Raw genomic sequence first — 24,528 nt, forward strand, 5'->3', positions numbered from 1 at the left:
GACAACGCCCCCCGTCTCACCCTATCAACAGGGTGGCCGCCTTCGTTCGGATTGGGTGGCCGCTTTCGATCGGAATCGCTGGCCGCCTTCCGTCGGAATCGGTGGCCGCTTTGCCTCGGATTCCGCAACTGATCTCCATGAGCCCAACGACGTGCTGGCGGCGGTGGGGTTTCTGCTCGCGTCAGGTGCCTTACGCATCACAGAAGAGTGCATGATGCCATTGAACGCGCGCCGTCTATCGCGAGCGGCAGCCGTGGCGTCCAGCTACGGGGCGAACTTCGCAGAAAAAAACGATGCACCAGTAGCGGCCCATGGAATGGTTCGCACCGCATCGCAGCAATGCTTTGCATTGAGATCGGATTACGAGCGCGGCGCCGGCTCTTTATTGTCAAAGCACCCCCTTCCCAACCAGTTCAGCACGGACTCTTGCGACTGGGATAACCTGATTTGCCTCCGAAGCTCTGCTCAAGCTTAGGCGAGGGTTGCATGCAACTAAAAACTACTTTCCGGATTGATATCGTCCTTCCGGCTCAAACAACGATGCTTTGAATGAGGATTGCCGTCCCATCTCGAACACTGCGCCTGCAGGTTTCGTTTGATTGCGCTTGATGGCTTGCAATTCTCTAGAGATTTGCAAAGAGCCAGCGAGCGTCTGGAATCTGACATTGCGGTCGAGTTGCAGATTTTCTGACAGTTCGTCACAATTAGCCGTCGCGCCAACACTCCCGCCGGGCAGCAAGAAACGCGAATGTCTCAAATTATCGAGGTCGCGCAGCTTACTTCGTAACCATGCGCTGTAGGCCGCAAGCGCGTTGATCTGTTCGGTTAGCGGTTTAGATCTCGTCGGACTCTTCGGTCTTCGGCTTCATCATCGCAGCGAGCGCTTGGCGGCGTTTTTCGATGATGCTGGGGGTGTCCTTGTGGATTGCGATCAGCTCCTTGAGGTTCTCGATCCCGTCATCGGTGAACGCCATCACCCCGTCTTCACCGACGCCGACGACCCATAGCTGGCCATCCTCGGTGTCCATTTCTTCGGCGACCTCGAACAGCCATTCCTCGTCTTCACCGAGCATCTCAGCGACATGGCTGAGAGTGAACACGTGGCTGACTTTGTTGACGTGCCCCATCAAGCCGCCTGCGCCGCAAGGCCTTGCTGTTGCGCAGTCTTCCAGTTCCAGGGCAGCAGCTCATCGAGCCTGTGGGCGGGGTGGGTGGCGATGCGAGCGAGTACATCGGCGAGCCAGGCCTGAGGGTCAACTGCGTTCATCTTGGCAGAGACGATGACGCTATACATGGCGGCGGCTCGGCGCCCTCCGCGGTCGGATCCACAGAATAACCACGACTTTCTGCCCAATGCGATGCCGCGCAGCGCTCTTTCGGCGGCATTGTTCGAGAGGCAGACGCGGCCATCGTCGAGGAAGCGCGTGAAGGAGGCCCAGCGCTTGAACATATAGTTCATGGCCTTGGCCAGATCGTGACCGCGGGAGAGCTTCGCGCACTGCTCGCGCATATAGGCTTCCAGATCGGCGACGAGCGGCGCGCTCTGCGCCTGGCGAACAGCCTTTCGTTGGTCGGCGTTTTGGCCATTGATAGAGCGCTCGATCTCGAACAGAGCGTCGATGCGGCGCACGATCTCCATGGCGACGGGCGAGATGACGATCTCCTTCTTTCCGGCCGCTTTGCGCCGCGCGTTCTCCTCAAGATCCGCCATGGCGAAGAACGGGCGCCGGGCATGGACCCAACAGGCCGCTTCCCTGATCAGCCCAGCACTTCGCGCGGGCTCGTAGAGCTTGATGTATCCGCCGAAGGCGTCGGCCTGGAGGATCCCGGTGTAGTTGGCCAGATGCGCCTGCGGATGCTCACCACTTCGATCGCGCGAGTAATAAAACATCGCCGCCGGCGGATCTGAGCCGCCGAAGGGGCGGTCGTCCTTCACATAGACCCAGCATCGAGCGACATCGCACTTGCCCAAGGCCAGCACGGGCACGGTGGTGTCGTCGCCATGGAGGCGTTCGGCTGCCATGACGTGGGCTTCCAAGAGCCGCGACAGCGGCTCCAACACCGTGCAGCACGCCCCTACGGCGTCTGCCATGGTCGACAGCGCGATTGGCACGCCTTCCAGAGCGTAGCGCTCGGCCTGACGGTTCAAGGGCTGATGCTGACCGAACTTCTCGAACACGATCATGGCCAAGAGGCTTGGGCCGACCCACCCCCTGGCGATGGCGTGGAACGGCGCCGGTGGCTGGCTGATCTTCTCGCAGTCACGGCAGGAGAACTTCTCCCGCACCGTCTCGATCACCTTCCACTGGCGCGGCACCACTTCCAGCGTCCGCGTCACGTCCTCGCCGAGCTTGCGCAGACGGTTGCTGCCGCAGCATTCACAAGCTGTCGGCGGATCAATCACCACCCGCTCGCGTGGCAGATGCTCGGGGAACGTCTGACGCTCGGGGCGCTTGCGCGTAAATCCGCGCACTGTCGTCGTCTTGGCCACGGCTCGTTCTGCCGCAAGCTCGTCCTCGGTGGCATCGGCCTCCAGCTCTTCGAATGTCAGCGCCAACTGCTCGATCAGGCGCGAAGAACGCTCCGACCGCTGTCCGTAGATCTGTTGCTTTAGCTTGGCGATCTGCAGCTTCTGCTGGGCAATCAGCGCCTCGTCTTCCGACGCTTTCGCGCGGGCGACCGCGAGTTCAGCGGCGATCTCCAAACCCTTCGCGCGCTCGACAGTCAGCGCCTCCTTCAGGGCGGCAATGTCATCCGGAGCAGCGTCGCGATTAGCATTCATGCGACGCAGTGAATCACAGATTGGACGCGATGTGACTCCCCAAAATGCAAAAAAAGGCTGCAGATTATTCTGCTCAGCCTGCGCTCTGCGGCCGCCAGCTTAGTTGGGGATTCCTCCAGTCGATGCCCTCAAGCATGTAAGCCATTTGCGCCACTGAGATCGATATCGCGCCGGCCGATGCCGAGGGCCAGATGAACTTTCCGCGGTCCAGGCGCTTGGCGTAGAGCGACAGGCCCAACCCGTCATGCCAGAGAATCTTGACCAGATCACCGCGGCGGCCACGGAAGATGTAGAGATCGCCAGCGTGGGGATCGCGCTTCAGGCTCTCCTGAACTGTTAGAGCAAGGCTTCGCATGCCACGACGCATATCGGTGTGGCCAGTGGCGATCCAAACCCTGACGCCGCTCGGAATCGGGATCATCGTCGCCGCAGGAGTTCAAGAACTCGCTGCAGCGCCTCAACGTCCACGTCGCGGTCAACGCGAACGCGACAGCCGCCGCCAAGCTCGATCTCGATGATTCCAGCCCTTGCACGCTGCGCAGGCGGTGAAGACGGCGGTTGCGGCACGCCGTTCGAGATCGGAGCCGCCACAGGTGTGATCTCGACGGGAACAAGAGCAGGCGCGGCATCTCCGCCCAGTCGACCCTGGCGCGCTTGTCGACGCCACGTAAACAGCAGGCTATGAGCCACCCCATGCCGGCGCGCGACGCCGCAGACCGTCTCGCCAGCCTGCAAGGTCTCTTCGACCAGGCGAACCTTCTCGTCGTAACTCCATCGCCGCCGACGCTCGGCGCCCAGCACATTGACCTGCATTCGCCACGTGACCTTAAAGCTAGACTTAAGGTCAAATCCTCGGCCCGCCTCTCAAACTACACAAGGCGGCCGCCGCCGGAGGGATACCTTACTTCTGTCATGATGACCGGAGCTCCCGGAGCCCCTCTGCTCGACGACCCACTCGACCTCAGACGCTCAAGAGACCTGTTCCGCCCGATCCACGCCCTCCGGCGCAACGGGCATGCTGAACTGAAAGACGGCTCCGCGAGGATCATTGGCGCCCGCCCACATTCGGCCCCCGTGCGCCTCAATAATAGAATGGCAAATGGCCAGCCCCATGCCCATGCCTTCGGATTTGGTGGTGTAAAACGCCTCGAACACGCGCTCTGCGCTGTTTGGATCGAGTCCTGGACCCGTATCCCGAAAAGCGACCACTACATTATTCGAGCCGTCAGTCCGCGTAGCGATCAGTAATTCGCGCTCGCCTTCGTTGATCTGGCTCATTGCCTCGATGGCGTTCGTGATCAGATTGAGGATCACCTGCCGCACCTGAACGCGATCTGCTCGAACGAGCGGCAACGCCTCAGGCCGTCGGGTTCGCACCCACACTTCATGTTTTGCGAGTTCCGCGCCAACTAGGGCCAGCACCTCTAAGATCACTTCGTCAATTGCAAGAAGCTCCGTTTGTATCGGAGCCTTATTCATAAGAGCGCGGATCCGGCGAATCACATTCCCCGCGCGCATACTGTCACGGACAATCAAACCGAAGGTCTGCCGAACCTCTTCCAGATTTGGGGGGTGAGCACCGAGCCAATTTAGCCCTGCCCCCGCATTGCTGCTGATCGCCGCAATCGGCTGGTTCACCTCATGGGCGATCGAGGCGGCCAGCTGTCCCATTGTCGTGATCCGATTAGCGTGTGCAAGGCCCATCAGAGTTTCGCGATAACGTCGTTCGCTTTCACGGGCTTCCGCTTCCACTTTCTTTCGCTCTGTCAGATCGAGGACGAAGCCAACACCGTGGTCCTGTCGCTCATCGAATACGGCGAGGCCAATTAGCACCGGCACGCGGCTGCCATCCTTCCGAATATACTCTTTCTCGAACTGCTGAACAGCTCCGGTCCTTTTTGCTTCTGTCCGAGCATCCATTGTGCGCTCGTGCCATTCTGGAGGCGTCAGGTCGAGACCGTTCACTCGCCCTGCGAGAAGATCGCTTTGGTCGTATCCAACCATCGTGAGGAAGGCTTGATTTGCCTCGATGATCTCGCCCCCTTTGCGGATGATAAAGATTCCGACGACGTTAGCGTCGAGTAAGCGTCGGATTTTCGCCTCCCGTTGCTGCACTTCGCTGTACAACCGACTGTTTTCCAGCGCTGTTGCAGCTTGAGAGGCAAGCATTTTTAACACCGAGTTGCGCGCAGTCGAGAATATGCGCGGGGCGAGATTATTCTCCAGATAAAGTACGCCGATCAGCTTGCCTTGCGTGATCAGTGGCAGGCAAAGAATAGAACGCGATTTGCGCTCGCGGATATACGGGTCTTCCGCAAATGAAGGCTGGGCGGCAGCATCTTCGAGAATGACGTTTTCGCGGACACGTAGGACGAAATGCAGCACGCACTCGGGAAGAGCCATCGGAGTCACGGGCTGTTCACCTACCTTTACAAGCAGCGCATCCGCTACCGTTGTAGCTTCCGCCTCGATCCGTGGCTCGTCCCCATCCAGCAGAATCAACAAACCTCGCTCGGCGCCAGCCTGCTCAATGGCAGTCCGCAAAAGCGTGTCGATGAGCTTTTGAAGCACAATCTCGCCGGAAATGGCCTGCGACACTTTTGTCACCGTCGCCAGATCAAGATGCTCAACCGGAGCTCCGATCCTCATGCCATTCACGGCAAGAGTGGTCTCCTCATGGTTGAGATGGGGATTCAGCTCGTCGAGTTGACGCACCTTACCATCTGCTCCCCAACGAAGGTAGCCATGCCGGGCGTCCTGCAGGTAAACCCGGGAGATCCTGTCAAAGCCGCGCGCTGCATAAAAGCGCGCTGCAAGTTCACAAGCGACCCCCTCGTGATGGGCGAAACCGTTACGTCCTGCGGTCTGGATTGAGTGTTCGTACAGCCGCATTGCGTCTGCATCCCGGCATTCCAGCCTCGCAATTTCAGCCCCGACCAAGGAAGCCCGATTGTCAAAGTTTTCGGGGCAATTTGTGGCCCATATCTGCAGCTGCCTGTGATGGGCATCAATCATTTCTCGATGTTGCTGTTGTTCGCTTTCACACAGCCTCTCGCAGTAACAGGAGAGAGACAGCGCGCCATAGAAGTGAAACTCCGCGATCAAGGACTCTGTCGGGATGGTCCACAATCGGGGCTCTGCCTTCGAGCGAGCAGCAATAGCTGCAGGATAATCGCCGGCCAGAAACCGCGCCTGAAGTTTGCGGATCCAGTAGACGGTTTCGCTCGGTGACAGCTCCGGACTGCGTTCAAATGATCGCTCGATGTCCTGCTCGTCAAATTGCTGATCATCGAAGGAACCGAATGAGCGCGTGAGGCCGCGCATGGTTCTAATAATTGCGAGCTGTGCAGTCATGGCATCAGCAGCAAACTTGACCTTTTTGTTCCGTATCGTAGCAAGGCTCTTCTCTATCTCATTCTGCACCTCTTTCAGGGGATCTCCTGCCATCAACATATTTGAGGTTAGATGAACCAAGCTGTACGCCTCATAGATGAAATCGCCGATGCTGTTCGCAGCTTCGAGCGCTCGCCGGATCAACACTCGTCCGTCCCTCAGGGGCTTCGTCCACGGGATCACGTTGCCTCCCATCGCCAAATAGACCGGAGCCCGAAAACGAGAGAACTCACCGCGATCAACCAGATCGCACGCAAGACGACCAAATTTATCAGCCGCTTGGTAGTCACCGAAGCGGCCGGCCGAGATTCGGCCCAGCCATGCGTAGTGGGTACAAGACGCATCAGTGTTGCCGTATTGGAGGCTGATGCTGACGGCTCTGCAGATGACCAGGGCGGATATATTGGCGTCCGTGAAACCTGCGGGCGGAAGAATCCGCGTCAAGACGGAAAGCGTGGCAAGCGTGGTCTGATCTGTCATTTCAGGCAAACCAGCAAGCTCCTCGATCGCGTCCGGCAGACGTGACCACATCCGCTGATATTCGGTTAGTGTTTCTTGGTCCGTCGGATGCCGCGACCACTCGATCCCGACATCGCGAAGATATTCGAGACCTATGAACACCGCTCGGCCGTGCTGACCGAGCGTCAAGTAAAGATCGACCCGCAAACATGCGACCGTCGCTCGTTCGGGCGCGCTCAAAGCGCGCTTCGACAGCGCAGACAGGAGGCACTCCGCAGCCTCCAGCCGGCCTACCAAGCATTCACATTCGGCCCGATTGGTTTCCAGTGCGAATGCGAGTTCGTGGCGCCTTTGCCACGAATCCTGCGCGAGCAGCGCAGCACCGACGGTGAAATATGTCAGTGCCGAGGCGTAGGCCGCCGACGCTCTGGCACGCTGCCCTGCGATTAAATTAAACTCCGCGAGCTGCTCTCGCTCCTGACCGGAAGCGATGAGCGCGACACCTCGATTGAGTTGACTGACAACATCGAAGATAGCCTCCTCACGTTTGTGCGCAGGGACATGTGCCGCAAGCATTCGACCGATCCGCAAATGGGCAGGAGCGCGCGAGGATTCCGGCACCAGCAAGTAAGCCGCCTCTTGAACGCGATCGTGGACAAACCGGTAGACTGTTCCGTGGCGCGCGATCAGTTCCTGCCGGATCGCCGGCCAAAGCCTCGCATGCACCTGCTCGTGTGAGGTTTCGAGCACGATCGCAAGCTCCGCCGTCCCGGCGATGTTGCCGAAACAGGCAAGCTGTTGCAGCGCGTTCTGCGTTTCCTCGGGCAGCCGGATGAGCTTTCCGAGCATCAGATCGACGACGTTCTCGGTGTACGCTTTTGCGTGAATGCGCTCGAGATCCCAACGCCAGAGCCCCGGCTCGTGATCGAACGTTAACAGCTGCTCTTCGGCAAGTTCGGACAAGAATTGAATGGCGAAGAACGGATTGCCCATCGTCTTCTGATGCAGCAACTTTGCAAGCGGGGCAGCGCGCTTTGGTCCGCAGCGAAGGGTATCCGCGACCAACTGCGCGACATCGACTGCAGTGAGGGGCGACAGCGTGATCTCCTCGAGATTTACGTCGGCGACCCTGATGGACTCGAGCTTGCGTTTCAGTGGATGGCCTGCATCAACTTCGTTGCTGCGGTAAGCTCCAATCAACAGCAGGTGCAGGTCCGACTGAGTCAGAAGATCCTCAATCAGGTCGAGCGTTGCGGCATCGTGCCACTGCAAATCGTCGAGGAAGAGCACCAATGGATGGGTTCGCCGGGCGAAAACACCGATAAAACGGCGAAGCACGAGTTGGAAACGATTTTGCGCTTGCCGGGGTGGAAGCTCAGCTGGCGCGGGCTGCTCGCCAATGATCAGGCTCAGATCGGGGATCAATTCGACCATCAGGCGCCCATTCGCGCCGAGCGCCTCCCGGAGCGCTTGCCGCCAGGTCGCGAGTTCGCCCTCACTTTTGCTGAGAAGAGGACGCACAAGACTCTGAAAGGTCTGTGCTAATGTCGCATAGGGAACATCGCGCTTCAGTTGCTCGAATTTGCCTGATGCTAACAGTCCGCGCGAGGGCACGAGTACTTTGTGTAGCTCCTGGACAAGCGAGGACTTACCAATGCCGGAGTAGCCGGCAACCAGCACCAATCTCGGCGCGCCGCTCTTCACCGCGCGATCGAAAGAGCCAAGCAAGGTATCGATGTCGCGGGCTCTGCCATAGAGCTTCTCGGGGATGAGCAACCGATCAGGTGTGTCGTCTGCGCCGAGCTCAAATGTGTCGATGCGACCGTGGTTGGCCCATGCCGCCAGACAGCGTTGCAGATCGTGCTCGAGGCCAGCGGCCGTCTGGTAGCGTTCCTCGGCGGCTTTCGCGAGGAGTTTCATCACAACCTGAGAGATTGGCTCCGGGAGGTTTTGCGATTTTTCAACAGGCGGTGTCGCTTTTCTTGCAATATGACAGTGGATCCACTCCAAGGGATCTGAGCCCGTGAACGGCAGCGCGCCGGTCAGCATCTGATAGAATGTCACGCCAAGTGAATAGAGATCACTTCGACAGTCGACTGAGCGATTCATTCGTCCGGTCTGTTCGGGCGCCATGTAGGGCAGCGAGCCGGCGATGAACTCGGCAGGCTCAGGCGGCACGCGCTCGCGGGAAAGTCGGGAAGCCAGACCAAACCCAGTGAGTCGGACCTGTTCGTCAGGACAATTGACCAGAATGTGAGCGGGTTTCAGGTCCTTGTGCACGAAGCCGCGCTGGTGAAGCTTGCCCACCGCCCTTGTGATACCAACAGCGAGGCGCAGGAAGCGCTCGGGCTCCATGCGGCTCCCGAGTAAATTTAACAGTGGCTCGCCGCATGGATCCTGCAGGACCAGCATAGTCCGACCAGCTTCCCGGATGAGTTCCAACGGCCGCACCGCCCACGCCTCGTCTAGCTCCTCCCTCAGCTCACATTCATGTGCGAGGCGGTCGAGCGTCGCTGGGTGTTCCGCCATGGGCCGCACGACAAGGACGACAGCCCTGCTGCCGTGGATTTGCTGGCGCCACGCACGGCAGAACGCGCGATCACCGTCCTCCCACAGGGGCTGGATGTCACTGTCGACATTTGAGCCGAACAGAGTTCGGCTGAGGGAATCCCACGGCATTTGCCCGCCCAGTCAATAAGGACTGAGCCAGAATCTGACACATATGGGGCGAGCTTGTGAAGGGACTTCGCACGGGGCGAGTACCGATCAAGGCCGCCGAAGACTGGACCGCGGCAGCCAAGATGCGACTTACACAATACGTCACGGACTGATCGTGTCGATCCAGCCCAATCCCGCGCGCAGGCGGGCCTGCACAGCATTGGCAACGGCGTTCCCGACTAGGGCGTATTTGGGAATCGTGCGATGTGGACTGCTCAATGAGGTCCTGCGTCAGGTATGCTGCCACTGATCGTCTCGGCGACGATCGCGGTTCTCAGGCGCACCCAAATTAAGGCCCCCGTGGCCGAAGCGGATATGGAGAAAACTCGCTCGGTTACGGTTTGCGGAGAATCGTAAGGAACTTGGTCAGCCGCCGGGACTCGCAATCTGCTCTTATCTGTTGGGACGGATAGCCGCGGGGCTGATCGCTATGCTACCCGAGAGCTTACGTTTTCCCGAACGCCGAATTGTCAGGAGCGCTGCCTCGGAGCGACGAAAAAAGACCTTGAACCCCACTTAACGTCGGGTTGTAGCACTCAGCTCGCGAGCTTACGAAGTCTGTCTCTTCACGGGAGAGACGATAGATCCGAGAGATATCTCGCTGCTTAAATCGCTTCAAGCAAGGCGTAAGCTATCCCAAAAGCGGAAGATAATTGCAATCAAAACGAAGGACGGCGGAACGCCTCTGTCGCCGCGCTCACTGTGACAACATTTATTCAACCTCTGCGGACGAGAACTTTGCCGGATCGGACTTTTGCCAATTCGATAAATCTACACCAGGAGCGTACACTGTACGCTAGGTACGAAGACGCAGGGAGTCACTACTACTCTGCCTTGCTGAGCGAGCCTCAGTTTTGCCACGCTGGTTGCTTCATTGGAGGCAGCATCACCACGGATGTACTGGCGATGTGGGGCGAACCCGGCGCGCTTTCTTCTCGACGGAGTGCGTCGGGCCGCCTTTAATGACCCTACCTCGGCTCTATGCTCTTGGCGGATCGATGAGCTACTGGCAGGTCTGACAAGGGCTTCAGGTTGACCGCTCGGGGCGCGTTTTGCCGTTCCTATGTAGGTCAAAGAGCTAATCTTCAACTCCGGGCACGGTGATGTCCGCCAATTCTGGTACGAGAATGATTCTTTCGCTGGATCAGCGATTGTCTGGCTGATGCAGGAGAGCAAAGCAGCTGGCTTTTGCTGGTGAAGGAAGCAACGAGACGAACGAACGTGAGCGCCCCTCCAACAGCGTGAGTTAGAGCGCATTCCTACAAACATGATGACGGAAAGGACTTGAATCGCACCTTGCGTCAGGTTGTACGAAGCCGATGCAAGGTGCTTTCCCCGAGCTCGCCAAGACGCAACTCACAGGCGCTCTGACGACGGAAAAGAAGTGTTCATGTCCTGATGCCGCTGCTAGTCGTTCTGGTTTCTATTTTCCTTAGTACGGGTGCGATAGTTTACGCCTCTTGCCGATCGCAACGCCGACGGGATCTGCGCGTGCACAAGCACAATCGCGCCAATTCGTTCAGCTCGCGCCCCGGCGTTCAACGACCAAGGCGCCGGGCATTCTGATGCTTCAGCCGCAAAATGAGTCGTCCGCTGCGGCCCCACTCGCGAAGGCCAGGCGACACGCGCCGCCGTGCTAAAGCAAGCGCCTCAAGTCCTGGATTAGGTGCTTCTCGACCGGCTGTTCATCGATTTGATCGATGCCGCGGGGCCGCTCCAACGCGCCGGGGATAGACGCGAAAGGCTGTTCTCGACCACTCAAGCGGTTTTTGCTAGACTTACCTGTAATGGGTCGGGTGCGAATGGCTAACCAGTCACGTACCTCGAAAATCTCAAAGATTCGCCTGCGCCAAAGGCTGCGCACCTCAATCAACGGTCGTCGTTACGAGATTATTCTACTTTAAACCGTACAAACGAGGCTCTTATCGTGACCAAGCGCTCTGAATCGCGGAAGGAAGCCGCAAATGTTGTAGGGCCGGAGGTGAGGCCGAGCGTCCTCGTCGTCGACGACGACCTCTCGATGCGCGAATCCCTGGTCAACCTATTTCGTTCGATTGGTCTAGATGTCGTTGCTTACGGAACGGCCCAGGAACTGCTCCAGAGCGAGCTTCCTGATGTTCCTAGCTGCCTCGTGCTTGACATCAGGCTGCCAGGATCAAGCGGGCTTGAGCTCCAGAGTGAGTTAGCCAAACTGAAGATTCACATTCCCATCATTTTCATCACCGCTCATGGCGATATTCCGATGACCGTCAAAGCCATGAAGAGTGGAGCAATCGATTTTCTCAGCAAACCATTTCGCGATCAGGAACTGCTCGATGGCGTAGTCGCAGCTATCGAACAGGATCGGAAGAGGCGGGGTGTAGAGAAGGTCGTCGGGAGGCTGCAGTCCTTGTTTGAGGCCCTAAGTCCACGAGAGCAGGATGTCTTGAAACTGGTCGCCGCCGGCCTGTTGAACAAACAGGTAGCCGCGGAACTCGGGCTCGCCGAGATTACAGTGAAAATCTATCGCGGGCACGTGATGAAGAAGATGGGCGCTCGATCGCTAGCCGATTTGATCAGGATGAGTGAGAGGCTTGGAATTGGCACCGACCGTTTCACGGTACAAACCTAAGTATGATTTTACAATTTCATCGAACACGCGCACCCTTCGGTTGGCTGTCATGCTTCTGCCACCGCCTTCGCCCAACTAGAACGGGGTGTCTTGTCCAGGTATTCAACCGTTTCCGTTGTCGACGACGATCCTTCGATTCGTGCCGCACTGAGCAACCTTTTGAAATCGCAGGGCCACGTCGTTCATACGTTTGCGTCGGCTGAGGAGTTCTTGCGGTCGTCTCAATTGAAGAACACGTCCTGTGTCATTGCAGACGTGCAGATGCCCACGATGAGCGGCTTTGAACTTTTGGAAAAGATGCGGGCCCAGGGCCACGCTGCGCCATTCATCCTGATTACTGCCGTCGCGGATGATCGTACGCGAGCCCGCGCGTTGAGCGCCGGTGTAGCTGGCTTTTTCGCCAAACCCTTTGCCGGTCTGGAGTTGATAACCTGCCTCGATGAAGCGCTCCGCGAGCATCGTGGCGGCACGGACGCGTGAAAGACGGGGAAGCAGCAGTCTCCACCACACCGCGCCCGCGCGGCGCTTGCGATATCGATCCATGTGCCGCTGCCACTGCTTATCTCGCGCCCGTGGCACCATGGCCTTTCCACCTTGCCGCATTCCTGTCTCTGTTGTTGTGCTTTCGGCCTCTTATCGAAGCACTTGCAAGGGCTCCTGACAACAACGCCACCTGTATGATCGCGTAATCAGACGAGCAGAGGCCCTCCTCGCCCGAACAAAGGTGCGCACTAACGGCGATGCTGAGCTTAGGCCGAAAGTACCACGGCAGCGGCTTGCCAGGCAGGACCTCGCCGAAAAGGGTTCACCCGAGCTTTCGCGAATTCTCCACAGAAAGTCCGGCCCCGGTGTCTGTGGAGGATGACGCGCCAATCACAGCGAAATCACGCAGCCCTTAAGACGATCGCTGCAATCACAAAAGGCTGCAGGCCATGTTGAACTTGCGAGCGATCCACAGTTTGCACCGCGAGATTGGAGCATTCCATCCCAGTATCCTTCGGCGGGCCGAAGCACCCGAAACTTACGTATCCGTTGCAGCCCTAACACTGATGCCCCTGATCGATGCGATCTCAAGCCCTGCCTTCGCTACCGACGGGAGTGCACCCTTTTGGGTCACCATGAAAGTTAGGTCCAGTCTTTCTCTTTTTCAGGATTCATCTCTAACGCAAGCTACCGCACGGCATGCGACAATTCCTCGCGCGCCGGCTAAGCAAGAGCCTGTCCGCGAAAGACGACCTTAGCCAGTGGCGTTCGTTGGACGTGGAGATACTACTAGACATAGTAGCTTCGTTCCGCACGGTTCTCAGCTAAATCAATGGAGCTGATTTTCGGACGCGCTACGCGCAACCCAAAGGACGTCGGGAGACGACTGTTCGACTCTCTTGTACGATGTTGGCCGCGCGCATGTTCGTCAGGCAGCTTTTCTTGTTGAGGAGACGATCACATGGTCGGAGTACACGAGCCGCGCAGAATGAAAACAGTCGAAACGCTCGAGTCGAATGTCCGCTCGTACTCACGTTCCTTTCCTGCTGTCTTCAGTCGGGCGCGCGGCTCGATCATGTTCACTGAGGGCGACCGAAAGGTCATTGACTTTCTGTCCGGCGCTGGAGCGCTAAACTATGGCCACAACAATCAGGAGATCAAAGCAGCCATCACCAAGTACCTGGAGTCGGACGGCGTCGTCCACGGCTTGGACATGGCCACTCCAGCAAAGGTCGAATTCATGGAGACTTTTAGCTCTGTCATCCTTCGTGAACGGAATCTTTCCTATCGCTTTCAATTTACGGGTCCTACGGGAGCTAACGCCGTTGAAGCAGCCCTAAAGCTCTCGCGTAAGATCACAGGGCGTCACAACGTCATTTGTTTCACGAATGGATATCACGGCCACAGCTTGGGAGCCCTAGCTGCGAGCGGTAACCGCTTTTACCGCAACGCCAGCAGCATTCCCTTATCCGGCACAACTTTCATGCCGTATGATGGGTATCTTGGCTCCGCTGACAGTCCGGCGGATTACGTGCGAAAGGTATTAGTGGACGAGAGCAGTGGTATTGACCTTCCCGCCGCCATTCTCGTCGAAACCGTGCAAGGAGAGGGAGGAATTAACGTCGCGGGTAAGGAATGGTTGCAGTCAATTCAGGCTTTGGCAAAAGAGGTCGGAGCTATTTTCATAGTTGACGATATCCAAATGGGCTGTGGTCGTACAGGCGAGTTCTTCAGCTTTGAGTTCGCTGCTTTGTCGCCAGACATTGTTGTGATGTCGAAATCGCTGAGTGGGTACGGCTTGCCGCTGTCGATGCTGTTGATCAAAGAAGCGATCGACGCATGGGAACCAGGCGAGCACACGGGAACGTTTCGAGGAAACAATCTTGCACTCGTTTCTGGCAAAGCGGCCTTGACCCTGTATTGGCGTAACCAGACGTTCTCGCACCAGGCCCAACGCTTGGGCGCATTTATGCGGCGTCGGCTCGATGCCATCGTGCATCAGTACGGAAACAAGTTTGCTGTTCGTGGACGAGGCATGGTATGCGGCTTCGATTGCAAAACGACACAGATCGCAGAGGCGACGTCACATAAAGCGTTTGAGAAGGGCTTAATTATCGAGCGATGCGGAGCGACGGATCAGGTTGTGAAGTTCTTGCCCGCACTTACGATCGACCAAGACACGTTGGGACAAGGCCTAGACATATTTGAGGAGTCGTTGACCGAAACGTTGAATTCAGCCCGAGGAAGCTAATTTGTAGGCACACGAGACAAACTGTTGCGCAACAGCATGGCCGCACAAGTCACTAGCGCCAGCTCCTCCTTGCCGCCGAAACGTTCAGGAGTTTTGAAGCCGCGATTATGGAGGTGACGCCTGAACGCCGATTCTGTCTGTGATCCGCTGAGTCGGCTGATGCGCGAAGAACGGCTGCTGCCCTCGATCCACGACAGTGAGTGCGAGCAGCACCCTTGAGCATAGAATCTCGCAATCGCGAACGACACTAGTGGAGCTGGCTCTCTATCAATCATCATGCGAGTACGATCCAACTAAAGGCCTTCGCGGATGCACACCAAGCCACGAGCTGCACCAAGAGATGGCGCGACGAAAGTCGTCAAGGCACGCGGGTTGACGGCATCAGTCACACGAAGCCGAACAAGCCTCCCAATCAAAACGGTTGGTCCTCGGCTTTTGCGCCAGAACTGCAGAGCACCGCTATCGGCGCACGCCCGTAGCACGTGCCGTAATCCCAATGTTGGCGTGCTCGCCGTTCCGTTACCGGAAGCCCCTGTGGGCGTGAGCACCTCGGCGTCAAGCGAAAGTGATGGACCGCATGCCAACTATGCTGGGCCAACCAAGGAAGCCCGACGCATCTGCCGGGTCTGAGATGCGTCGGGCCGAGCGGGAGACTGAGCGTGACAGTCTTCCTCCCGCAAACACGTCCGCAAGTCGTATGCCGCGCCTATGCCGCTACGGCCGTGTGCGAAATTAGGGTATCTTGTCTTTGCCACAAAGTTCCGCGAGGCATTCAGAGATGCGCGGCTCACAGCTGGTTCGTGGAAGGCCTAACAAGCTGAGCCTATCCTCCTTCCAAAAACTCCCGCCATCGCCTTTCGTTTGGATCAAAAATGAGGCAGAAGAAGCGGACAACGGGCCGCCGGCTCCTCAACAACAGATATCTAGATGTTTGATACATTGCTACCCGTGACTCGAACGAACGTCCCCAGCTCGCGCACGGCAGAGGCATACGATCGCGATCTCAGTTTAGATTTCGCGAAAGGTGCCCTCATTGTTTTGGTGATTGTTGGGCACCTGATCCAGTATGTCATCTACCGAGACGACGGATTTTGGTATTCACCGTACTACAAATTGATCTATATGTTCCACATGCCACTTTTTATGGCGATAAGCGGATATCTTTCTGCTCGATCGCTGCTGCAAAAGCCGTTCACTCGAGCCGCCAGCGACCGTGCGAAGCAGCTGTTGCTGCCGATGCTGTTTTGGTGGGCAATAATGGAGACAGCTAAGTTGGCGGCGTTGTGGCGCGCGACCAGCCTAACAAGCGGACTTTCGGAAGTTCTAGACGATCTCGCTGGCACGTATTGGTTCATCTGGGCCACGTTTATTTCCTACCTTCTCATCAAGATTTCTACCATCCTTACCCGCCGATCGTGGGTCATAACTGGCTCAGCCATACTGGTCGCGCTCGTGCCTCTGACATTCTCCATATCACCGCTGATCAGATTTACTTACCCGTTCTTCTGCTTCGGCTTCTTGCTTGCTCAATCGGGAGAACGATCGACCAGTGCATTGCGACATCACAAGCCGCTCCTGATTTTATTTCTCTCAATTGTGACCTGCGTATGCTTTCTAGCTTGGGGCAAGAGCACCTATGTCTACAACAATCTTGGGGTAATTCACGACTTTCGGTCAACTCAAGACGTGCTTGTGATGTTTGTTGGCTCTGCAGCTGCGTCCGCAATCGCTATCGTACTCCTGTTGCAATGCTGGCGCTTTGGCCATTCAAATCGAATGGCCCGCTTTATCGCTGTGGAGTTGGGCCAGACCACGCTGCTGCTCTACCTGGTCCAGGGTACCGTGTTCCGTCTCATGGATTTCATACAATTCGGAGAGCTTTGGGATCTCACGACCCGGTTGATCATCGCGGGTGTGCTCGGGGCCGCGATCATTGCGATCGCCCTAACGATCCGCTCGATCGTTCGAGGCGTTCCATATCTGTCTCAGCTCGTCCTTGGAATGCCGCCACGCTCAGGTCTCCCGCAAGCCAAACCTGCAATGAACTAGCTGTATCCATTTGATTGTTTGAGTACGGCAGGGTGCCGATAGCAACGACTTGTGAAGCCGCTGGAATAGCTTTCGAACCCAGATCCGGCGGCGACGGCGAGCCGCCGTCGAGGCGATGATCGGCATAAGAGCAACCCAATCGAGCGTGTATTGCTCTCAGTTGTATGGCACCGGCGAACTCAGCCCATTGCCGTCCATCCAAATACGGTCGAGTGCCGTGAGATTAGCTTCGGCTGTACCAGTCGTCTAGCCGTCAGTTTTCCCAGATCGAAGCCAATCCATTCACACTCAACAAGATGGTTCTTCGACTGCCGTACTGAACCCGAGATCTCCCAGTCGTTCGAATCTCCGTCTAGACCCGCAGCTGCCCGAAGTAAAAGGCCTTTGGAAACCAACAAGCCGTTCTTGTTCGTTGAGGCGATCCGATTGCTCATCGCGAGCCTGTCTGCTTCTCACCGTCTCGAGACGGTGACGATCTCGATCGGAAGATTTAATTGAGATTAACGATCATGCGGCGCACGACCGCGCGTTGTTGAACTCCCGCGTCCAATGCATGCGACAATGGCTCCACGATGAAACAGCTTGCACACGTACTTTGCATGGCCGCGAAAATGCAAGCGTGTCGAGGCTTGGCGGGCTCGCCGGTTCGACGAGGTCTCAAATAAAGCCGGACAAGTCTCCCGGGATCTGGCGCAGAGACGAACCCGAGCCGCTTCGCGGCACGGCCACCGTTTGGGAAGTCACGAGACGATCTGCCGAGATCCTCTTTTGGTCTCAACTAGGGCGGGTGCGAGGAAGGCGCTCACTAACGGTGATAACGGAGGTCGTCGAGCTTTCGGCCTGGGCTAGATGACGATCGTGCGGCCAACGTATCGTCGCAGCAAGCCCCGCCTCGTTATCGGACTGGCGCTCCTCTGCAATGGCGCCGCGCAGTTCCCCGACCGTACTTGCTCGTTTGCATGTTGGACCTTGCACTAGCTTGACTTGGAAGGCGTCCAGTTTACGACCGCCCCGCGCAAGCCGTCCGGAAGCCGATATGACTCCTGCGCCGCAGGGAATGCTCCGCTACGGACATCAGCTGCCCAGCGCGAGAGGCCCTCCTGCAGCAGCTGATGGCCCTCTACATAGACACGCACGAATTTTGGATAATGGCTTCCTGCGAGCCCCAACACGTCGTGGAACACTAGGACTTGCCCTGAGCAACTTGGACCCGCTCCGATCCCAATCGTTGGTATGGTCAGAGATTCAGTCACTCGGGCAGCGAGCTCAGCCGGGATGCCTTCAAGGACAAGAGCAAAGCATCCCGCATGCTGTAGCTGGTGCGCATCGTCAAGCAGACGTAGGGCATCGTCGGCGTTCCGACCTTGTACCTTGAAGCCACCCATTGCGTTGACGCTTTGTGGCGTGAGACCTATATGGCCCATCACGGGAATTTCGCAATTCACCAAGGCTCGGATCGTCTCGACACGCTTACCCCCTCCCTCAAGCTTGACGGCATCGGCGCCACGCTGAAGGAAGCCTCCAGCGTTGCGTATCGTGTCGTCGGGACTGAGATGAAAGCTAAGAAACGGCATGTCAGCTACAAGCATGGCCCGAGGCCTTGTCCGCGCGACCGCTTCCAGGTGGTGATTCATCATCGCCATGCTGACCGGTAAAGTGTCATCAAACCCAAGGCATACGTTGCCGACGCTATCGCCAACAAGAATGAGGTCGACCACAGGATCGGCGATACGCGCCGTTACCGCATCATAAGCCGTGGTCATGACGATGGCACGCCTCTCCTCTTTGAATCGTTGCAGAACTGGAATCGTGACGCGCTCAACTGGCAGCTGCGAAATGTGACTCATGTTCGATCGGACCCGGCCCGCATGTTTCTGGAAATGGCCTTTCCCTTGGAAGAGCAAATGGTCTCTGTCAATAGGGAGGCCGAAAAGACGCGTCGCTGAGAAGTTGGAGAGCACAAAGCTTCCAATGATTGCGCGATCAGCAAACAAACTCTTTCAAGATGTTCCTCTGCGAGGTGGTTCTGGGACTCCACCATCCAAACATTCTGCGACTCAAAACGGCGGCCTGTAGACGATGCACGCACGCGGCGACAGTGAATGTCCTTATGAGGGTCCGATCGACGTGCCAAAGCCCACGTTAAGGCGGCAAGTCGATTTCGTATGGCCGTTGATTGGCGCTCAAAGCCGCGGCTTCGGAGGACTGCAGGCACATTCCGATGCGTGATCCAGGCGAACGAAATAGGGAAGATGCACCGGCGCTCGCACGGCTGCCTCACACTCCAGAATGCGGATGACGTGTCCACCATCTTCGCGTGCGTCGCCTCTTGATCAGACCCGCCGCCAGGCCGATCTTCTCTAATCAAAATGACGAACGACCTTCCGCAACAGACCGTCACCAATGGACGCATAACTTCATCACCTCATGGCGGATTCGGGTAGGCATCCTCAACGGGTACCCACTCGCCATGACGCGATCGGATGGAAAACGAACGCACGGTCACACTGTGGACCGGCCGGCGAAGCCCGCGGTCTCCCGGCCGGCCGCACCGACATTGCAGGATGCGAAGCAACAATCGTCAATTTCGTAGGCAGTCTAGGGCAAGGCTCTCTCAAGTGTTCGAGAAGCGGACGACAGCTCGGACTCCTGGATCTTGCACTCCCGCGCGCGTCTTCAGGCCAGCGCATCGGCACCGTCACAGACGCGTAATAACTTTCAGCCAGGTCTCCTGCTATTACGCAATACGGCGGCATCATGTAAATCGTATTACCGAATGGGCGCAGCAAGAGATTGCGGTCTTTAAAGATGGCGTGAAGCTTGGGGCTAACGCCTGCGAGATAGCCCGGTCTATCTCGTCTTCAGATCGTGTGCTGTGATTGTGCCGCAACGGCGAACGTTTGCAAAATAGCAGAGTCCCATCTTCAAGGCGACTTCCACGCTGGCTGAGCTACTATCCGAGTAGAAAACATGTTCGGCGCCTCGGGGTGCGAGGTTCAAAAGGAGCCGAGCGACCTCTTCAGCCGGATCGTGCGTGGAGCCGGCGAACATGATTTGGTCAGCTTGCCGGCCTGTTCTTCTAAATCGCGCTCGCGATTTGCGGATAGTAATGGCCGTGAGTGACGATCCACCAGGATGCGATTTCATTTTTGATCCGATGGCGCAGTGTAGAGATAAGCACCGTCGCCATGCACAACTTTGGTCATTTCGTTGTCAAGAGCATGCGGCGTGAATGGATGCCAAGTTGGCCACCTCTTGTTTGGCGTCAAGGCCCGAAATCGCCGGGGATAAACGAGCCCTTGAAGACAGCCTGCAGGCTGTCTGCCGTCAGAGGAGAAATCCAGGGAAGCCGTCCTAACCAACGCACCCGCGTGATGTCACAAATTGCGCTCTCAGTTTCAGAATTTCTTTCCCCGATGAATGCGATCCCAAGAAGTTCGATCTGGCGCTTTCGCAAGGCCTCTATCGACAGCAGAGAGTGGTTGATGGTTCCGAGTTGCGTGCGGGCGCAAAGCACGACGGGAAGCCGCCACCGCTCGAAGACGTCGATGTAAAGTGCGTTGGAATGCAGCGGCACCATCAGTCCGCCGACGCCTTCGATGACGAGCGGTCGCTCCCCGGCATCCGGCACCACGAGCGAATCGGGATCGATGCGAATTGCGTCTATTTCGGCGGAATGATGCGGGGAAGCGGACGTTCTAAGACGGTAACGCTCCGGAATGATCCGATCGGCCGACATACCGCCCAGTCGGGCGACCAGTTGGCTGTCGGTCTCTTCTTTAAGACCGGCCTGAATTGGTTTCCAATAATTCGCGCCGAGGAGATGGGCAAGGCCTGCCGAAAAGACAGTTTTGCCGATCCCAGTATCTGTGCCGGTCACCACGATCCGCTGACTCATCGAGATCCGTCCCTCGTCTCCTCAGCGAGCGCATCGAGCATCGCATGTACCTCTTCCTCTCCGACGTTAAGCGTCAGTGAAATTCGTAAGCGGAGCGTGCCGGCCGGCCGGCCGGCACCGTTTGCGGTCTAATTCCTCGGATGTCAAATCCGCGAGCGTGTAGCGCCGAGGCTAGCCTCATGGCGCGGGCATTCTCGCCGACGATATAGGGCAAGATCTGCGAGTTCGAAGGACTTCTCTCGCCTCGCGCAACGATCTCCCCAATGCTTGAACGCGACAAGTTTCGCTAGGCGCTGTTGGCGCTCCGGCTCCGCCTGCAGGGTCAACAGAGCCTCCCCATGCACCTCGCCCACAACCAACAATGCATCGTGCCGGTCCGCGATCGTGAGCGAATCTTCAACCGGTGCGGAAACGCCATCCATGATGTGGAGGCTCTCGACTACGATCCAGACCTGCCCCGCTCCGCCCGCGGCACGCCAGTCGCGAATTTCGCTCTCTATATCCTCGTGTCCCTTGTGGGCGCAGATTCTGAAAGCGGATCGGCCAGCTCGCGCCCCTTCATGAGTACTGGCGTGAACCAGAGACTCAATGACAAGCAGGTTGTGCCGTTGTTGCAGCCTTGTCAGCACTGGAAAACTTGCAAAATAGCCACCGCCGAAGACCTCGCAGTTGCCGCGCAGAAGCCGTGATCCGCCGGCTCCGATCGGAGTACCGGATTCCAGCGCGGTTAGCATGGCCTTTTCCATGCGCGGCGCGCTCACCAGGGCCAGATCATCGCTTGATGAAAAGTCGGTCCCGATGCGCGGCATGATACCGCGCAGGCGATCGTCTTCCTTAAGCGCATCCAAACCTGCCACATAGCTGGCCGATTTAGCGGCAATGACGGAACTCATTCTTCACTCGCTGAGCAACGATGGACGCCGCAAAACTCCAAGTGGCGGCGAAGATTAAACGTTCCCGCGTTGGCCGTTTGAATTCAAACTGGCAGGATGCGATTTTCTCGATCAACCAGCACAATGCGTGACCTGAAGACTTTTGCATCCTCCTCGTCAAATGACGCGTATGCGACGATACTTATCTTATCACCGGGCATCGCCAGTCGGGCCGCCGCACCGTTCACGTCTACGGTGCCGGATCCTTGTGGCGCTTCTGTCACAAACGTTGCAAAGCGTGCCCCCGTCTCAAGATTGTAGAGTTCGACGCGTTCGTTGATCAGGATACCGGCCGCGTCCAGGAGCCCGCGATCAATCGAGATCGAGCCTTCATAGTGCAGGTCGGCTTCAGTTACCGAGGCGCAATGAATCGTTCCCTTCATCAAGACAATTTGCATTTTTCACCTACGCTGATGCTTGCGCGCAGCACCTCTATCGGTTTGACAACCTAAGCGAAGTCCACGTTGTGATTGTAAAAGTCGAGGCCGGCGTCGGCGAGCCGTGCGGCTTGCTTTGGCGTGAGCATGCCGAGCGTTTCGCACGTCTCCATGACAACACGTTTAATGGCGGCAATCGTGCCGCAGACCTGATCGAGATCGTGGTCCTTTGGACTGCGCCAGGCCGCGGCCATGCAGAAGCGAGTCGCCCCGGCGGCCTTGGCGTGCTGCGCGGCGGCGACCACATCCGCGCGATCCATCAAGCGAGTCGCCTTCAGGCCAGTGTCGTAATGCACGACCTGTGCGCAGCAGGCGCAGTGTTCAGAATAACCGCCGGCCTTGAAGCTGAGGAAGCTTGAGGTTTCGACATGGTTTGGATCGAAATTGCCGCGATGAACGGTCTGGCCGTGAAATAGGAGGCCGGCAAATGGCAGCGCGTAAAGCTCTCCCGCCTCGGCACCTTCCCGGTCGCGGCGGACCGGCGCGCCGTTGCGGCCGCTATCGCCCTCGACTTCCACAGCCTCCCGGGACTTTCGCTCAATCATATAGTCGACACCATCGTGCGTAGCTCCGCAAAGCAACACTCTTGCCCGGTCTTAAACGAGAATTGCCGCCGAGTTTCGCCGGGATGGCGCTCATATCAGGCTCATATCCGACTCTCACGCAGGATTTCCTCGCAGCATCGAAGAACGCGCAACAACACTCCCTCACTCCAGGCAACTAGCCGATGCGTACCGCGGTTGCGCTCCATAGGATCCTTTCCTGACACTAATGTCTTTGGCGGCGCGACATATATAACGGATCCACGGACCTGCTCTATTTGTCCCCCGGACGAGTCCTCGCTGGTGTGGTTATGCACGTCGCATTCCGCACACGAGCCGCTTGTGCGAGCGTTGCTTCCCGCCGCCTTCAGAAGCGCAGTGGATTGGGCTCTGGGGCGCAGAGGGTGACCCGCACGTCCTTGGCGGGCCTGTGCACCACTAGGTCACACAGGCTCCATCGACGGTGTGCTCGCCGCCTGTAGGAGCAGCAAAGTACTTTGCCGCCGCTCGACTTGAACACCGTCGGGCTCCGGTCGTCTCAAGCGGCAAATCTGCTTGGGCAGATGAGTGCGGTCTCATAAGGGATTTCGCCGCGTCGTCTCAAACAGGTCTTTGACGAGGCACATTTCGTCCCAGCTTGGAGATCGCCGTCGCGCCGACACCGAGACATGCTCCCATCCCCGAACGAACGAAGCCAATGATCTCGAGGTGACAGCCACAAGGCCCCTACGCGAAGTGAGCGGAAGGAACAGATCCTGGTTCGGTGGCGAATCGCCGACACGCCCTGCCTCGAGTTTTTCTAAGATTTGCTTCCTCACGCGTTCCTCCTTGCTTCGGCCGATAGAATTGACGCCGGCGCGGCTCGTGTCCTCTGGCTGATATATCGAGCGGTTGCCACCCCGGCGGGCAGTCCCAATTATTCTGATCATCTGCACCGAACTTATCTGGATGAAGAACATCGGTTCCGTCAGGAATCGTCCACCGGACCCGCATCGCCTTAATAAGCCGCAGCGTTATCGCGTTGAGCTATCCGTGTTTGGTCCAAGACGCCAGAGCTCGACTGAAACGCCCCACACCCAAAATGGCGGCGGAAGCCAATTCGCGTGGCGTGATCCGGTGAGCCGGTTACTTTGTCACCCAAAGCACGTCGCCGGCTTCAGCAAATGATGCAAAGCGATGCCAAATGCTTCGCCAGTTCGTCGCGCGAGAGGCTTGTAATTTCGCTCTTGCGGCGATCCGAGGGTGGGCTTTCATCTCATTCCTTCCCATGTCTAGCGGTTAGCCAGCTTGACGCCTGAAACACCGTCAACGCATCATCTAGGTGGCCGGCACCCTGACTCACAAGCGATTCACGGCCAGAGGCTCGGACGCGCTGACCGCACTTTTGAGCAGCCTCGCTCATTAGGGTTACCGATCAGGGCGTTTGCCCTAGAGGCGTCCGACGGCCGAGGCTTGCGCTGCGATCACAACGCCTTGACCTTCGATGCAACCGTTCGCTCCGGCGGACATCAGAACTGCCCGTCAACCTCATTTCTTTGCCGCTGCTCCGCGCGGCGAGCCAGCTTATCATATTCCTTGGCGATCTTGAGGAGCCTGCGTCTGGATGTGTCGTCCTTGAGCGACTCCGCTTTTACTCGCGTCGCTTCCGCACGGCCTCGCCAATGTTTGGCGTCGGGGAATGGCTTCTTCTGCTTCATGCAAAAGACGATGCAATTTTTACATCAAAAGAATGCGACACATGCCCTACGTAAGATCCCGTAGGTTGGCTTTCGCAAAAGCACCTCATTTGCCTTCATCTGCCGCCCGCTCTGTCAATGTCTGAGATGCGACAAACCATTCGTAGTAAACGCAAGCGCGTCGAGTAAGCTAGACTGCGGTCTTCTTGGTCGAGAACACCCGCTTGGAAACAGCACGCCAACGCAAGTTGATAGTGGAGATTGGACGCATTAGTCGGTCCGCGTCAGATCGCGCGC

Annotated in this window: 13 protein-coding genes and 3 pseudogenes; 5 read left to right on the forward strand and 11 right to left on the reverse strand. The window is 57.6% G+C overall.

What is annotated here, in order from left to right; translation table 11 throughout:
- On the forward strand, positions 1-475 hold a 475-nt coding region (locus GWG67_RS34650; RefSeq protein WP_275174100.1), incomplete at its 5' end, for a hypothetical protein.
- A 358-nt stretch (positions 476-833) separates the two neighbouring features.
- Here the strand turns inward: GWG67_RS34650 and GWG67_RS34655 are convergent.
- From GWG67_RS34655 to GWG67_RS34675, 5 genes and pseudogenes are all read right to left on the reverse strand, one after another.
- Entirely contained in the window at positions 834-1,127 is a 294-nt protein-coding gene (locus GWG67_RS34655; RefSeq protein WP_148756540.1) for a hypothetical protein, read from the reverse strand.
- Positions 1,127-2,782 (reverse strand): IS66 family transposase, encoded by a 1,656-nt coding sequence (locus GWG67_RS34660; protein WP_275174102.1) that lies wholly within the window; start codon positions 2,780-2,782, stop codon positions 1,127-1,129. Before GWG67_RS34660 ends, GWG67_RS34655 begins: the two co-directional genes overlap by 1 nt.
- A 73-nt stretch (positions 2,783-2,855) precedes the next feature.
- The gene (tnpB, locus tag GWG67_RS34665; protein ID WP_275174103.1) at positions 2,856-3,203 is read right to left on the reverse strand and encodes an IS66 family insertion sequence element accessory protein TnpB; all 348 of its coding nucleotides are present in this window, start codon (positions 3,201-3,203) and stop codon (positions 2,856-2,858) included.
- Positions 3,204-3,439: 236 nt separating this feature from the next.
- Positions 3,440-3,595: pseudogene (locus tag GWG67_RS34670) on the reverse strand (transposase); the annotation flags it as partial.
- A 156-nt stretch (positions 3,596-3,751) separates the two neighbouring features.
- Positions 3,752-9,313, reverse strand: a complete 5,562-nt coding sequence (locus tag GWG67_RS34675) for an AAA family ATPase (RefSeq protein ID WP_275174104.1) — start codon at positions 9,311-9,313, stop codon at positions 3,752-3,754.
- Between the two features lie 1,966 nt (positions 9,314-11,279).
- On the opposite strand from GWG67_RS34675, the gene GWG67_RS34680 reads away from it, so the two are divergent.
- From GWG67_RS34680 to nolL, 4 genes are all read left to right on the forward strand, one after another.
- Positions 11,280-11,963, forward strand: a complete 684-nt coding sequence (locus tag GWG67_RS34680; protein ID WP_275174106.1) for a response regulator transcription factor — start codon at positions 11,280-11,282, stop codon at positions 11,961-11,963.
- Positions 11,964-12,053: 90 nt separating this feature from the next.
- A complete protein-coding gene (locus GWG67_RS34685) occupies positions 12,054-12,443 on the forward strand; it encodes a response regulator transcription factor (RefSeq protein WP_275174108.1) in 390 nt (129 codons plus the stop codon).
- Between the two features lie 991 nt (positions 12,444-13,434).
- Positions 13,435-14,697 carry a diaminobutyrate--2-oxoglutarate transaminase gene (ectB, locus tag GWG67_RS34690; protein ID WP_275174109.1) on the forward strand — a complete coding sequence of 421 codons (1,263 nt, stop codon included), beginning with the start codon at positions 13,435-13,437 and terminating at the stop codon, positions 14,695-14,697.
- A 927-nt stretch (positions 14,698-15,624) separates the two neighbouring features.
- Complete coding sequence (nolL, locus tag GWG67_RS34695) at positions 15,625-16,746, forward strand: nodulation factor fucose acetyltransferase NolL (protein WP_275174111.1); 1,122 nt, start codon at positions 15,625-15,627, stop codon at positions 16,744-16,746.
- A 974-nt stretch (positions 16,747-17,720) separates the two neighbouring features.
- On the opposite strand, the gene panB is transcribed toward nolL, so the two are convergent.
- From panB to GWG67_RS34725, 6 genes and pseudogenes are all read right to left on the reverse strand, one after another.
- Positions 17,721-18,593 (reverse strand): 3-methyl-2-oxobutanoate hydroxymethyltransferase, encoded by an 873-nt coding sequence (panB, locus tag GWG67_RS34700; protein ID WP_275174152.1) that lies wholly within the window; start codon positions 18,591-18,593, stop codon positions 17,721-17,723.
- A gap of 1,418 nt (positions 18,594-20,011) precedes the next feature.
- Positions 20,012-20,644: a dethiobiotin synthase gene (gene bioD, locus GWG67_RS34705; RefSeq protein ID WP_275174113.1), complete on the reverse strand. Its 633-nt coding sequence runs from the start codon at positions 20,642-20,644 to the stop codon at positions 20,012-20,014.
- Positions 20,641-21,537, reverse strand: a pseudogene (locus GWG67_RS34710) (aminotransferase class I/II-fold pyridoxal phosphate-dependent enzyme). The gene bioD and the pseudogene GWG67_RS34710 overlap by 4 nt, the downstream one beginning before the upstream one ends.
- An 83-nt stretch (positions 21,538-21,620) precedes the next feature.
- On the reverse strand, positions 21,621-21,974 hold the full coding sequence (gene panD / locus GWG67_RS34715) for an aspartate 1-decarboxylase (protein ID WP_275174115.1): 354 nt from the start codon (positions 21,972-21,974) through the stop codon (positions 21,621-21,623).
- Positions 21,975-22,033: 59 nt separating this feature from the next.
- A pseudogene (locus GWG67_RS34720) lies at positions 22,034-22,558 on the reverse strand (biotin synthase); the annotation flags it as partial.
- Positions 22,559-24,063: 1,505 nt separating this feature from the next.
- On the reverse strand, positions 24,064-24,252 hold the full coding sequence (locus tag GWG67_RS34725) for a hypothetical protein (protein ID WP_275174117.1): 189 nt from the start codon (positions 24,250-24,252) through the stop codon (positions 24,064-24,066).
- Between the last annotated feature and the right edge of the window lie 276 nt (positions 24,253-24,528).

The sequence above is a fragment of the Bradyrhizobium sp. CSS354 genome, from assembly GCF_029051725.1.
GTDB lineage: Bacteria > Pseudomonadota > Alphaproteobacteria > Rhizobiales > Xanthobacteraceae > Bradyrhizobium.

Bases quoted from the DNA above. Each gene is read 5' to 3' on its own strand.
- GWG67_RS34655 (WP_148756540.1), bottom strand. From the start codon at position 1,127: ATGGGGCACGTCAACAAAGTCAGCCACGTGTTCACTCTCAGCCATGTC.
- GWG67_RS34660 (WP_275174102.1), bottom strand. From the start codon at position 2,782: ATGAATGCTAATCGCGACGCTGCTCCGGATGACATTGCCGCCCTGAAG.
- tnpB (WP_275174103.1), bottom strand. From the start codon at position 3,203: ATGATCCCGATTCCGAGCGGCGTCAGGGTTTGGATCGCCACTGGCCAC.
- GWG67_RS34675 (WP_275174104.1), bottom strand. From the start codon at position 9,313: ATGCCGTGGGATTCCCTCAGCCGAACTCTGTTCGGCTCAAATGTCGAC.
- ectB (WP_275174109.1), top strand. From the start codon at position 13,435: ATGAAAACAGTCGAAACGCTCGAGTCGAATGTCCGCTCGTACTCACGT.
- nolL (WP_275174111.1), top strand. From the start codon at position 15,625: ATGTTTGATACATTGCTACCCGTGACTCGAACGAACGTCCCCAGCTCG.
- panB (WP_275174152.1), bottom strand. From the start codon at position 18,593: ATGAGTCACATTTCGCAGCTGCCAGTTGAGCGCGTCACGATTCCAGTT.
- bioD (WP_275174113.1), bottom strand. From the start codon at position 20,644: ATGAGTCAGCGGATCGTGGTGACCGGCACAGATACTGGGATCGGCAAA.
- panD (WP_275174115.1), bottom strand. From the start codon at position 21,974: ATGCAAATTGTCTTGATGAAGGGAACGATTCATTGCGCCTCGGTAACT.
- GWG67_RS34725 (WP_275174117.1), bottom strand. From the start codon at position 24,252: ATGAAGCAGAAGAAGCCATTCCCCGACGCCAAACATTGGCGAGGCCGT.